This is a genomic window from Paraburkholderia largidicola, from assembly GCF_013426895.1.
Classification (GTDB): domain Bacteria; phylum Pseudomonadota; class Gammaproteobacteria; order Burkholderiales; family Burkholderiaceae; genus Paraburkholderia; species Paraburkholderia largidicola.
The window spans coordinates 1,598,768-1,610,830 of sequence record NZ_AP023175.1 but is presented as its reverse complement, the minus strand read 5'-3'; the positions used below and the strand labels follow the sequence as shown (position 1 = coordinate 1,610,830).

Here is a 12,063-nt window from a genome sequence, read left to right as displayed (position 1 = left end):
CAATTTGCCGGGCCGCCGAGAACTGATTTGGTAGTATCTGATTTGTCAGTCAGATTGCCGTTCGTTCAGGAGGCTTCGCGTGCGTCACTACACCAAAGACAATTTCAGGCTCACGGAGAGCGTCGGCTACCAGCTCGTGAAGGCGCGCAACCTGATCACGACGGAGATGGACGCCGCGCTGAAGGATCTCGACATCTCCAGCCAGCAAATGGGCATCATGCTGATGCTCCGGCAGAAACTCGCGTCGACGCCGTTCGAACTGTCGAAAATGCTCGGCATCGACACCGGGCTGATGACGCGCATGCTCGACAAGCTCGAAGCGAAAGGGCTGGTAGTGCGCTCGCGCGACGACGAGGACCGCCGCGTCGTCAATCTGACGCTGACCAAACCCGGCATCGCAGTGGCCGACCAGATTCCCGAGATCGCGCCCGACGTCCTCAATGCGCGCCTGAAAGACTTCACCAAAACCGAACTGAACGAACTGCGCCGCCTGCTGCGCAAGTTTCTGAGCGACTGAACGACCGGGTACCGCTAGCACTTCAGCCTCCTTCCCGCCGCCTTCGGGCGGCGCGTGTCCGCCGATTATCCGTCTGAAAGATAAGAACTGCTGCATCTGATGAAACAATGAGTTTCGTCGTAATGCTGTTGACTGTATCTGACCTGTCAATTATTGTTCTTGCAAATAGCGAGGAGTCAGAGATGTCGCACTATTCGAAGGAAGATTTTCATTTGACCGACAACGTCGGTTTCGCGATCACCAAGGCGCGCAACCTCTTGACGGGGCGGATGGATGCAGCGGTGAAGGGCCTGAACGTGCGGGCGCACCACATTGGGATTTTCATGTCGCTGTTGCGCGGCACCGACACGACACCGGCGACGCTGTCGCGCCATCTCGGTGTCGACACGGGCCTGATGACGCGCACGCTCGACAAGCTCGAAACGCTCGGCATGCTGACGCGCACCCGCAGCGCGGACGACCGCCGCGTCGTGAATCTCGAACTCACGGAGGCGGGCCGCGAAGTCGCGCTGCGCATTGCGGAGATCGCCCCCGACGTGCTGAACGAGCGGCTTCAGTGCTTCACCAAAGACGAGTTCGACGAACTGCGCCGTCTGCTTCTCAAGTTTCTCAACGATTGAACATTTTTTTACCCAATTATCTGATAGGTCAGACAATGAGCAATCAACTAAACGCCAGGCGGGGCGCTTCACGGGCACTGAAAATCGGTGTGTCGGTGATGTTCGCGGCGGTGCTGTCGGCATGTGTGAACTACGCGGGCATCCACAGCGACGCGAAAACGGCCGAGCCGCAGCAGTACGCGACGCAGCAGAGCATTCCCGCCGGGCAGGGCCATTGGCCTGCCGCCGATTGGGCCGACCAGTTTGGCGACGCGCAACTGAAGGCGCTGATCGACGAAGCGCTGAAGAGCAGCCCGACGCTCGACCAGGCGCGTTCCCGCGTGGCAGCCGCCTCGGCGTACAGCGAAACGGCGAAGGCGAGCACCATGCCGCGCGTCGATGCCAGCTACTCGCTCACGCGCCAGCAGTATTCGGGCACGGCACTGGTGCCGCCGCCTGCAGGGGGTTCGTGGCAGACGGAGAACAAGGGCCTGTTGAGCGCTTCGTACGATCTCGACCTGTGGGGCAAGAACCGCGAAGCGCTGAAGGCGGCGATTTCGCAGTTGCAGGCGAGCCAGGCCGATGCGGAAGTCGTCAAGCTGACACTCACCACGTCGATTGCGCGCACCTATAACCAGCTTGCGCGTCTTTACGTGTTGCGCGATATCGCACAACAGGAAATCACGCAGCGCGAACAGATCGACCGTATCACGGCGGGGCGTATTGCGACGGGGCTCGACACGGAAGTCGAACGCAAGACCGCACAGGCGAATCTCGCGACGAGCCGCGCCGCGCTGAAGGCGCTCGACGGACAGATTCTCGCCACGCGCTATCAGATTGCCGCGCTGCTCGGCGCGGGTCCGGACCGTGGCCTGCAAATCGCGCGTCCGACGCTGGGTATCGGCGACGCCGTCGATCTGCCCGACAACCTGCCCGCCGATCTCGTGAGCCGCCGCCCGGACATCGTCGCTGCGCGCTGGCGCGTCGATGCGATGACGCATGACGTGAAGGAAGCGAAGGCCGAGTTCTATCCCGACATCAATCTGAGCGCCGCAATCGGGCTCGACGCGTTCGGCTTCGGACGCTTTCTGACGGCGGCGAGCCGTACGGCGTCGGTGGGTCCCGCGATCCATCTGCCCATCTTCGACGCGGGCGAACTGCGCGCGCAACTGAAGGGCCGTTACGCGGACTTCGACTACGCCGTCGCGACCTACAACCAGACGCTCGTGACCGCATTGAGCGAAGTCGCCACGCAACTGGCCGGCGTGCGCTCGACGGACGGCCAACTCGTCGACGCGCAAGCCGCGCAGACGGCCGCGCGCCAGGCCGACCAGCTTGCGCTCGTGCAATACAAGGCGGGACTCACGAACCAGCTGACCGTACTGAATGCCGACGTCAACGCGCTCGCCGCCGATCAATCCGTCGCGAACCTGCGCATGGATCGCCGCGACCAGCAGATCGTGCTCGCATCGGCGCTCGGCGGCGGATTCGTCGACACGTCGAACGCCGATCAGAACGCAAGTGTTGCCTCGACCACCGAAACGCCTGCTGCCGCAGCACATTGAGCGGCCCCTCATCGCATTGCCTGGAGAACTGAAATGAGCGAAATAAACACCCCGGAACGCGAGCCGAAGCAAGCGCCGGATTCGAAGCCCGATGCAAAGCCCGCTGCAGCATCGGCGAAAGCTGTCGAAGCGAACGAGCCCAACACGCGCAAGCGCAAGTTGCTGCTGTCGCTGCTGGGCGCGGCCGTCGTCGTGTCGGCTGCCGCTTACGGCGCGTACTACATGACTTATGCGCGCTATCACGAGACCACCGACGACGCCTATGTCAGCGGCAACCTCGTGCAACTGACGCCGCAGGTGACGGGCACCGTGATTGCCGTGAACGCCGACGACACGCAGATCGTGAAGGCAGGCGACCCCGTCGTGACGCTCGACAACGCCGACGCGAAAATCGCGCTCGGCAACGCGGAAGCGGCGCTCGGACAGACCGTGCGCCAGGTGAGCAGCCTGTACGTGAACAACGACTTCTACGCGGCGAACGTCGCGCAGAAGCAATCGGACCTGGCACGCGCGCAGGACGATCTGCGCCGCCGCCAGGCGGTCGCGGGCACAGGCGCGGTCTCCGCCGAAGACATCGCGCATGCACGCGACGCCGTGAACGCCGCGCAAGCCGCGCTCGACGCCGCGCGTCAGCAGGCGGAAGCGAACCGCGCGTTGACCGACCACACGACGATCGCCGACCACCCGAACGTGCAGGCCGCGGCATCGAAGGTACGCGACGCGTACCTCTCGTACGCGCGCAACACGCTGCCCGCGCCCGTTACCGGCTATGTCGCGAAGCGTTCGGTGCAGGTCGGCCAGCGCGTGTCGCCGGGTACGCCGTTGATGGCCGTCGTACCACTCGACGGCGTGTGGGTCGACGCGAACTACAAGGAAAGCCAGTTGCGCAACATGCGCATCGGCCAGCCCGTCACGCTGACGGCCGACGTGTACGGCGGCAAGGTCGAGTATCACGGCCGCGTGGTCGGATTTTCGGCGGGCACGGGCAGCGCGTTCGCGACGCTGCCGGCGCAAAACGCAACGGGCAACTGGATCAAGGTCGTGCAGCGCCTGCCCGCGCGCATTCAGCTCGATCAGAAGGAGCTGGAGGCGCATCCGCTGCGGATCGGCCTGTCGATGGACGTCGATGTCGACACGCGCGACAACGCGGGCCCGCAACTCGGCGCTGCGACGAACACGACGTATCGCACGGATGTGTTCGCGCAGTACGGCGCGCAGGCCGATGCCGAGATCGACCGGATCATCTCGCAGAACATGGTGTCGACGCGTGACGCGTCGCGGCCCCTCGCGAAGCGCGAAGCAGGCGACAAGAGCGCCAGGCCGCAGCGCGCGGGCTAAGGCGCACCGGAGGACGCAGCGGCAAGTGCGTCCTCGTTCGTTCAAGTCATTGACAGGTCAGATAAAGAAAGCGCCATGAATCCCTCGACGCAAACCGCACCGGCCCCGTTCACAGGCGGCAAGCTGGTCCTCGCGACACTCGCCGTCGCGCTCGCGACGTTCATGAACGTGCTGGATTCGTCCATCGCGAACGTTGCGATTCCCACCATCTCCGGCAATCTCGGCGTCTCCGTCGATGAAGGCACGTGGGTGATCACGTTGTTCTCGGCGGCCAATGCGATTGCCATTCCGCTGACGGGCTGGCTCACGCAGCGCGTCGGCCAGATCAAGCTGTTCGTGATCTCGATCCTGCTGTTCGTGTTCTCGTCGTGGCTGTGCGGCATCGCGCCGAACCTGGTCGTGCTGCTCGCCGCGCGTATCTTGCAGGGTCTCGTCGCAGGACCGTTGACGCCGCTTTCGCAAGCCATTCTGCTCGCGTCGTATCCGAAGGAAAAAAGCTCGACGGCGTTGTCGCTGTGGGCGATGACGGCGACGGTCGGCCCGATTGCGGGTCCCGCGCTCGGCGGCTGGATCACCGACAGCTACAGCTGGTCATGGATCTTCTATATCAACATTCCCGTCGGTCTGTTCGCTGCGGGCGTGACGTGGATGCTCTATCGCGACCGCGAATCGCTGACGCGCAAGCTGCCTATCGACAAGGTCGGTCTGTTCTCGCTGATCGTCTGGGTGGCATCGCTGCAGATCATGCTCGACAAGGGCAAGGATCTCGACTGGTTCAGCTCGCCCGTGATCTGCACGCTCACGGCTGTCGCGGCCGTCAGCTTTATCTTTTTCCTGATCTGGGAGTTCACTGAAAAGAATCCGATCGTCGATCTGCGGCTCTTTGCGGTGAAGAATTTCCGCGGCGGGACGATTGCGATTTCGGTGGCGTATGGCGTGTTCTTCGCGAACCTCGTGATTTTGCCGCAGTGGATTCAGGGCTATCTCGGCTATCGTTCGGTGGATGCGGGTCTCGTGACCGCGCCGCTCGGCATCTTCGCCGTGCTGCTCGCGCCCGTCATGGCGAAGATCATGCCGAAGACCGATGCACGGGTGCTCGCGACGCTCGCTTTCCTCGGCTTTGCAGGTGTGTTCATCATGCGCTCGCATTACACGACGGGCGTCGATCCTTATACGTTGATCGTACCGACGCTGCTGCAAGGCATTCCCATGGCGCTCTTCTTTACGCCGCTCACCGCGATCATCCTGTCGGGGCTGCCCGCCGAGAAGATTCCCGCGGCGGCCGGCCTGTCGAACTTCGTGCGGATCTTTGCGGGCGGCGTGGGCACGTCGCTGATCTCGACGGGCTGGAACAACCGGACGATCCTGCATCACGCGCAGCTTGCTGAACAGTCGAGCGTGAACAACCCCGACTACACCAACGCGCTCGGCACCATTCACGCGACGCTCGGCGGCAGCACGGATCAGGCAATGGCGTTCTTCGAGCGCTCGCTGAACGCGCAGGCCGCGATGCTCGGCTTGAACGACATCTTCTGGCTGTCGGCGATGATCTTCATCGTGATCATTCCGCTGATCTGGCTGACGAAGCCGCGCAAGGGCGGCGGCGGTGGCGCAGCGGCAGCGGGCGCGCACTGAGCCTGCACGTTGAGTCGAGAAAGCCCCGGCCTGCACATGCAGCCGGGGCTTTTGTTTCGCTTGCGCAGCCGCGCGTTCAACCGCGCTGCTGCTGCGCGATGGCGCTGCGGATAGGATCGTCGGTACCCTTGACGTCGATCGTGCCATTGGTCTTGTTCACGTTGCGGGCCGTACCTTTGGCGGGCAGCGTCAGTTCGGGCTTGCTGCAGGTTTTATCGCTGGCATTGGCGTGCATCGCGACAGGCTGCATGCCGCGTGCGTCCCGGCTGGCGCCTGCTTCGATCTGCGCATCGCTGCAGCCCCACGATTCGAGTAGCGAGCGCGCCATGCCCGACGTGCACTGTGCACGGCTGCGCGTGATGCGCGCCGCGACTTTCGCGAACGCACTGTCGCGCAACGTCGTAAGCCGCTCATACGCGCGGCCGGCATCGTCGATATTCAGCGCAACGGCCGTGCGGTACGCGTCGCGTGCTTCATCTAGCGTCGCTGTTGACACGAGGCCCGTTTTCATCGACGGCAACCGCAGTGAGTCGCCGAGATTCACATACGCTTCCTGATAACCCGGATTCTTCTCGATCGCGAGCCTCAGTTCGCGCACGGCGGCCGCGCGATAGTCGCCATGCCCTTGCGATGTTGCGCCCGCGAGCGTCGGCGTTTGCGCGAGCGCGAGCCATGCGCGGCCCAGCGCGTTGTGTGCGGGCGCATAGTCCTTGTGCAGTTCGGCCGCGCGCCTGAGCACGTCGGCGGCCTGCTGGTAGCAACCCATGTCCGACAGCGCAACGCCCCAGTTGTAGTACGCCCACGGACGCACGCGCTTCCACGCGTGCAACTCTTCGCTCATGTCGACGATGCTGCGCGCGTGACGGATCGAGCCTTCGTAGTCGCGCGCATAGGTGTCGAGCTTCGACAGCGCGAGCAAGGCCCACGCCGCCTCTTCCCTCGACGCACCCGACGCATCCCGCCCCGAGCCTGCCGGGATCTGCGCGAAGCGCTCGCGTACGTCGTCGAACTGGCATGGCGCGTCGCCTGTCAGGCAGCGCTTCTGCTCCATCTGCGTCAGATACGACGCATGCAGCAGCGGGCTCTGATGCTGAAGGATCGTCGCGGCGGCCTGACGCAGCGCATGTCGCATGGCCAGCGATTCATTGGTCACGTTGGGCTTCGCGCCCGTGTCGGGCGGCACGTCGTTGCCGAGCGCGACGGTGCGCCCATCGGGGTCGCGCAGCGTCAGCATCACGGCAAACGACGACGGCGAGCCGACGACGCTGCCATAGACCGACGAATCGCGCTTGAGCAGCGTGCGCGCAAATTCGATCAGCGGACGCACCGACAACCCCGTACCGGGGACCGTGAAGTCGGGCAGCTTGAACTCGGCGAGCACGTTTTCGGTGTCGTTGGCGGGCGTGACGGATCCGGCTTCCTTGCGCACGTCGCTGAGCGTATCGACGAGCAGGTGCTGCAAGGTCTGATCGGTGTAGCCCTGACGCCTGAAGTCGTCGGAGACCCCGATCGGCTGGACGAGCGTCAGCGGCTCGAACCACACGCCGCACAGCGCGATGACGCGCGGCCCGAGGTAAAACGCGGCGACGAGAATCAGCGGCACCACGATGCCGAGATACAACACGTGACGGCAGAGGAACCGGACGGCCCAAAGCAGCGAGGCGAACGGGTTGTCGAAAGGCTTCATGCAGGTCTCCTTGCGGCGCGCTGCGATTGGCGCACCTGTCACAAGGCATCGAACATGCCAATTCGTCTGACGCTTGCGGGGCAAGGGGGCGCGGAAAAGGTCGTCCGCGCATGTTGGGTCGGCTCCAACCATTACGCCCGGTTGAGTCGGATTACACACGTCATATCGCAGGCCACCCGAGCGCCAAATATGAAATAAAACAGCCGGTTTGGACGGCTCGGCCGTTCGCGAACCGTAGGCCGACGAAAGCCCGTCGAATCTTCGATAAAGCTAAACGCAAGGTCAAATCTGGTATCGTGCGTCCGGGCTCGATTAACCGGAACGCGAGGCGAATGCCGTCAGGGTTTGTACCAGTCGGTACATCCGCCGCGAACGCGCCGGATGTAAAGCGAGTGTCCATGCGGCCTGCGGCCGTGCGGCGCCGCATAACGCGCGCGAGCCGCGCAGCGCTGAGCCCGCAGAAAGATTCAGCTCAATTTCCGATCGATCATCGGCCACATCAGGATTTCTTAAGCGAAAACTGCAAATATTCGCCTCCGGGTTGCTCCCGGTGTCAACCTTTTGGACAAATTGCCGTTGTCCATTTGTAAAGAGTTGAAACGGCGAGATCAGGACGGCTGTAACGCCCGTCCGGCGCGCTCCGAAATCCAACCTCATTCGATGCCATAGCAACGAGACCATTGCTACTGCATCAGGCAATACCCGGGTTCATCCATGTCTGACCTTCCCCGTTCTTTTTCTAGCCGCGCCGCCGCGCTGCTTCAGCGAGCGTTCGCCGCGGCCGGCAGCCGCCGCGTGCTGTCGCCTGCGTTGTCACTCGGCGTCTGCGTGCTGCTGCTGATCGTGCTGCAGCACCTGTCGCAGGCCGTCGATTACCGCTCGGTGATCCGCCACCTGCGCCATCTGACGGCGGGCGAATGGTCGGCCGCGCTCGGCGCGACGATTCTCAGCTATATCGCCCTTGTCGGACGCGATGCCGTCGGGCTGCGCTACATCGGCAAGGCCGTGCCGCGCGCCGCGCTGTGGATCGGCGCGACGGCGGGCTCGGCGCTCGGCAACGCGACCGGTTTCGGCGCGCTGACGGGCGGCGCGGTGCGCGCGCGCGTCTATGCCGTCGCCGACGTGACGCCGGCGCAAATCGGCCGCATGACCGTGTTCACGAGCGTTTCGCTCGCCCTGGCCCTCGTTCTGATGACCGCGCTCGGCATGCTGTGCGACGCGGGTACGCTTGCGCCGATGCTGCACAGCCCGACGGGCGCGCTAGCCTGGGGCGGCGCGGCGCTTCTGACGGTGCTCGGTCTGCTGACGCTCGCCTGCGGCAAGCAGACGCGCCAGATCCGCACCCGCTGGAGCTGGCTGTCGTTCGACGTGCCCGCGCGCCGCGATTTCGTCGAACAGGTGCTGCTGGCCGTGCTCGACGTCGTCGCAGCCGGTCTCGCGCTGTGGGCGCTGCTGCCCCATGCGCATGTGGGCTTCGTGTCGTTCATCACGATCTACGCGGCCGCGATGCTGCTGGGCCTGATCGGCCACACGCCGGGCGGCGTGGGCGTGTTCGAGGCGGCGATGGTATTCGCGCTCGGCGGCAGTGTGCCGACACATTCGATGGTCGCGGCGCTGCTCGCGTACCGCGCGATCTATTTCGGCTTGCCGCTGATCGTGTCGGCGGGCCTGCTGGCCGGTTTCGAAGGACGCGCGCTGAAGAAGCACCTGCCCCTGCATCACGCGGCTACCGTGTCGCAACTCGCGCCCTTGTTCCTGAGCCTCGTGACCTTCGTGGTCGGCGGCATGCTGGTGATTTCGAGCGCGACACCCGCGTTCTGGCAACGCATCGCGATCCTGCGCGACTTCGTGCCGCTGTGGGTGCTCGAAAGCTCGCAGATGCTGTGCAGCGTGGTAGGTGTCGCGTTGCTGTTCGTCGCGCGTGGCCTGTCGCGCCGTCTCGATGCCGCATGGTGGCTCACGCTGGGTCTCGCGGTCTTGAGTCTTGCGCTGTCGCTGACCAAGGGTCTCGCGTTCGTCGAAGCCGGCGTGCTGACGACGCTGATCGTGCTGCTGATCGCGACGCGCTCGCGCTTCAATCGCCGCTCGTCGCTGTTCGCCGAGCCGTTCACCGCAGGCTGGCTCGTATCGGTGGCAATGGTGTTGATGCTGGCCGTGTGGGTGATGCTGTTCGCGTTCCGCGACGTGCCCTATACGCGTGACCTGTGGTGGCAATTCGCATTCGATGAGCGCGCGCCCCGTGCATTGCGCGCGACACTCGCCGCGAGCCTGTTCGCCGCGACGTTCGCTTTCTGGCAATTGCTGCGTCCCGCTGCGGGCCGCTTCGTGAAGCCCGTGAAGCAGGACCTCGACGACGCCGCGCGCATCTTCCGCGCGCAGGAGCGCAGCGACGCGGGCCTGGCGCTGATGGGCGACAAGAGTTTTCTCTTTTCCGAGTCGCGCCAGGCGTTCCTGATGTACGCGAAGTACGGCCGCACGTGGGCCGCGCTGCACGACCCCGTCGGTCCGCGCGCGGAGTGGGCGGAACTGATCAGCAAGTTCGTCGCGCTCGCGCATGCGCACGGCGGCCGCGCGGCGTTCTATCAGGTGCGCGCGAATGCGCTGCCGCTCTATCTCGACGCCGGTCTCACGCTGATGAAGCTCGGCGAGGAAGCGCATGTCGTGCTCGACGAATTCGATCTGAAGGGCTCGCACCGCGCGCATCTGCGCTATGCGCTCAAGCGCGGCGAGCGCGATGGCTTCGCCGTCGAAGTGATCGAGCCGGCGCGCGTGCCGGAATCGATCGAGACGCTGCGCGCGATTTCCGATGGCTGGCTCGATAGCCGCGATGCGCGCGAGAAGAGCTTCTCGGTCGCCGCGTTCACGGAAGACTATCTCGCCGCGCAATCGGTGATGCTGGTGCGTCAGAACGGCGCGCCCGTTGCGTTCGTCACGTTCATGACGACGGACCTCAACACCGAGGCCACCGTCGGCGTGATGCGCCACGTGCCGCAGGCTTCGGCGTATGCAATGGAGTATCTGTTCACGCAGCTCGCGCTGCATCTGAAGCACGCGGGTTTCCGCTCGCTCAGCCTTGGTATCGCGCCGTTCTCGGGCATGTCGCCGACGCCGCTCGCGTCGCGCTGGCATCGGCTCGCGAATATCGTGTGGCGCTTCGGCGGCCGCTTCTACAACTTCCGCGGACTGCGCGCTTTCAAGAGCAAATTCCAGCCTCAATGGGAGCCGCGCTATCTCGCTGCATCCGGTTCTGTCGGCGTGTTCTTCACGCTCGCGGACCTTTCGCTGCTGGCAGGGGGCCGGCGTTCATGATCATGCAAAAGTTTTACCGGCTCGCCGCATTGGCGAGCGTGTCGTTGTGCTCGCTCGCAGGCGTGATGCCGACGGCGCACGCTTACGAGACCGTATCAGGCGGCCGTTACGGCCAGGTCACGGTGACGAAGCCCGTGGGTGACGTGCGCGGCTTCGTCGTGCTGTTCTCGCGCGAGAGTGGCTGGAATCCGGCTGACCAGCAGGCTGCCGACGCCCTCGCGAAAAACGGCGCGATGGTGGTGGGTGTCGACACCGCAAAGTACGCGGCGAATCTCGCTGCAAAGAAAGAGGCGTGTCATCAACTGGTGGGCGATGCCGAAGCCGTGAGCCATCAACTCGAACGGCAGGTGCAGTCGAACCGCTACTTCATGCCGATCGTCGCCGGCTCGGGCCAGGGCGCGACGCTCGCGATGCAAGTGCTGAAGCAGGCACCGGAAAACACGGTGGCGGGCGCGGTATCCGTTGCCGCGCAGCGCGATCTCGACAAGCGTTTCAGCCCCTGCGCGCCGGACCCGACCGTGACGCACGGCCCCGGTTTGCCCGGCTTTGCCGAAACGGACGCGAACGCGTCGGCCGGCACGCAGCGCATCGTCGAACTGACGACGCCGCATCTGCGCGTCGCCGCAATGAAAGAAGAGGACGTCTCGGACCTGCCGTTGATCGAACTGCCCGCCGCGCATCCGACGGGCATGATGGCGATCGTGATTTCCGGCGATGGCGGCTGGCGCGATCTCGACAAGACGATCGCCGAAGAACTGCAGAAGGATGGCGTCTCTGTGATCGGCTGGGACAGCCTGCGTTATTTCTGGTCGGAGCGCTCGCCGCAGCAGACGAGCAACGACCTCGCGCGCGTGCTGAAAACCTATACGACGCGCTGGCATGCGGATCATGTCGCATTGATCGGCTATTCGTTCGGCGCCGACGTGATGCCGTTCGCGTACAACCGCTTGCCCGATGCCGTGCGCGCGAAGGTTTCGCTGATCTCGCTGCTCGGCTTTGCGCCTTCGGCGGATTTCCAGATTCGCGTGACGGGCTGGCTCGGCATGCCCGCCAGCGACAAGGCGTTGCAAGTGCAGCCCGAGTTTGCGCGTCTGCCGCCGAAGATCGTGCAATGCTTCTACGGCGAGCATGAAGAGGACACGCTGTGCCCGACGCTCACGAAGACGGGTGTCGAAGTGATCCGCACGTCCGGCGATCATCATTTCGGGCATGACTATGCCGCACTCGAAAAGCGCATTCTCAACGCGTTGAAAAAGCAGGCTGGCGGAGTTTGAAAAACGGAAAGCAGTGCGGCGGCTGCGCATCGATGAATGCACAGTCGCCGCGCTTGCATGGACCGCGGGCGAGCCCGCGATTCTGCTGAAAAGATGCGGTCGCAAAGACCGCTGCTGTGCGCAGTATTGCGAGTCCTTA

At 64.3% G+C, this 12,063-nt stretch carries 8 protein-coding genes; 7 read left to right on the top strand and 1 reads right to left on the bottom strand.

Annotated elements, in window-relative coordinates; all coding sequences use genetic code 11:
• Nucleotides 1-79 precede the first annotated feature (79 nt).
• From PPGU16_RS23885 to PPGU16_RS23865, 5 genes are all read left to right on the top strand, one after another.
• Nucleotides 80-517, top strand: coding sequence for a MarR family winged helix-turn-helix transcriptional regulator (locus PPGU16_RS23885; RefSeq protein WP_180722880.1), 438 nt, complete (start codon nt 80-82; stop codon nt 515-517).
• Between the two features lie 182 nt (nt 518-699).
• The gene (locus PPGU16_RS23880) at nt 700-1,137 is read left to right on the top strand and encodes a MarR family winged helix-turn-helix transcriptional regulator (RefSeq protein ID WP_180722879.1); all 438 of its coding nucleotides are present in this window, start codon (nt 700-702) and stop codon (nt 1,135-1,137) included.
• A 35-nt stretch (nt 1,138-1,172) separates the two neighbouring features.
• Nucleotides 1,173-2,681 (top strand): efflux transporter outer membrane subunit, encoded by a 1,509-nt coding sequence (locus tag PPGU16_RS23875; protein WP_180722878.1) that lies wholly within the window; start codon nt 1,173-1,175, stop codon nt 2,679-2,681.
• Between the two features lie 33 nt (nt 2,682-2,714).
• On the top strand, nt 2,715-4,019 hold the full coding sequence (locus PPGU16_RS23870) for an HlyD family secretion protein (RefSeq protein ID WP_180722877.1): 1,305 nt from the start codon (nt 2,715-2,717) through the stop codon (nt 4,017-4,019).
• 75 nt (nt 4,020-4,094) lie between these two features.
• Nucleotides 4,095-5,654 (top strand): DHA2 family efflux MFS transporter permease subunit, encoded by a 1,560-nt coding sequence (locus PPGU16_RS23865; RefSeq protein WP_180722876.1) that lies wholly within the window; start codon nt 4,095-4,097, stop codon nt 5,652-5,654.
• A gap of 76 nt (nt 5,655-5,730) precedes the next feature.
• Here PPGU16_RS23865 and PPGU16_RS23860 read toward each other — a convergent pair whose 3' ends face one another.
• Complete coding sequence (locus tag PPGU16_RS23860; RefSeq protein ID WP_180722875.1) at nt 5,731-7,341, bottom strand: tetratricopeptide repeat protein; 1,611 nt, start codon at nt 7,339-7,341, stop codon at nt 5,731-5,733.
• A 714-nt stretch (nt 7,342-8,055) separates the two neighbouring features.
• Between PPGU16_RS23860 and mprF the strand changes: the two genes are divergently transcribed.
• Nucleotides 8,056-10,650 (top strand): bifunctional lysylphosphatidylglycerol flippase/synthetase MprF, encoded by a 2,595-nt coding sequence (gene mprF / locus PPGU16_RS23855; protein WP_180722874.1) that lies wholly within the window; start codon nt 8,056-8,058, stop codon nt 10,648-10,650.
• A complete protein-coding gene (locus tag PPGU16_RS23850; RefSeq protein ID WP_180722873.1) occupies nt 10,647-11,924 on the top strand; it encodes a virulence factor family protein in 1,278 nt (425 codons plus the stop codon). The genes mprF and PPGU16_RS23850 overlap by 4 nt, the downstream gene beginning before the upstream one ends.
• The last annotated feature ends 139 nt before the right edge of the window (nt 11,925-12,063 follow it).

Coding starts and splice junctions, on each gene's coding strand:
- PPGU16_RS23880 (WP_180722879.1), top strand. CDS start 700: ATGTCGCACTATTCGAAGGAAGATTTTCATTTGACCGACAACGTCGGT.
- PPGU16_RS23875 (WP_180722878.1), top strand. CDS start 1,173: ATGAGCAATCAACTAAACGCCAGGCGGGGCGCTTCACGGGCACTGAAA.
- PPGU16_RS23870 (WP_180722877.1), top strand. CDS start 2,715: ATGAGCGAAATAAACACCCCGGAACGCGAGCCGAAGCAAGCGCCGGAT.
- PPGU16_RS23865 (WP_180722876.1), top strand. CDS start 4,095: ATGAATCCCTCGACGCAAACCGCACCGGCCCCGTTCACAGGCGGCAAG.
- PPGU16_RS23860 (WP_180722875.1), bottom strand. CDS start 7,341: ATGAAGCCTTTCGACAACCCGTTCGCCTCGCTGCTTTGGGCCGTCCGG.
- mprF (WP_180722874.1), top strand. CDS start 8,056: ATGTCTGACCTTCCCCGTTCTTTTTCTAGCCGCGCCGCCGCGCTGCTT.
- PPGU16_RS23850 (WP_180722873.1), top strand. CDS start 10,647: ATGATCATGCAAAAGTTTTACCGGCTCGCCGCATTGGCGAGCGTGTCG.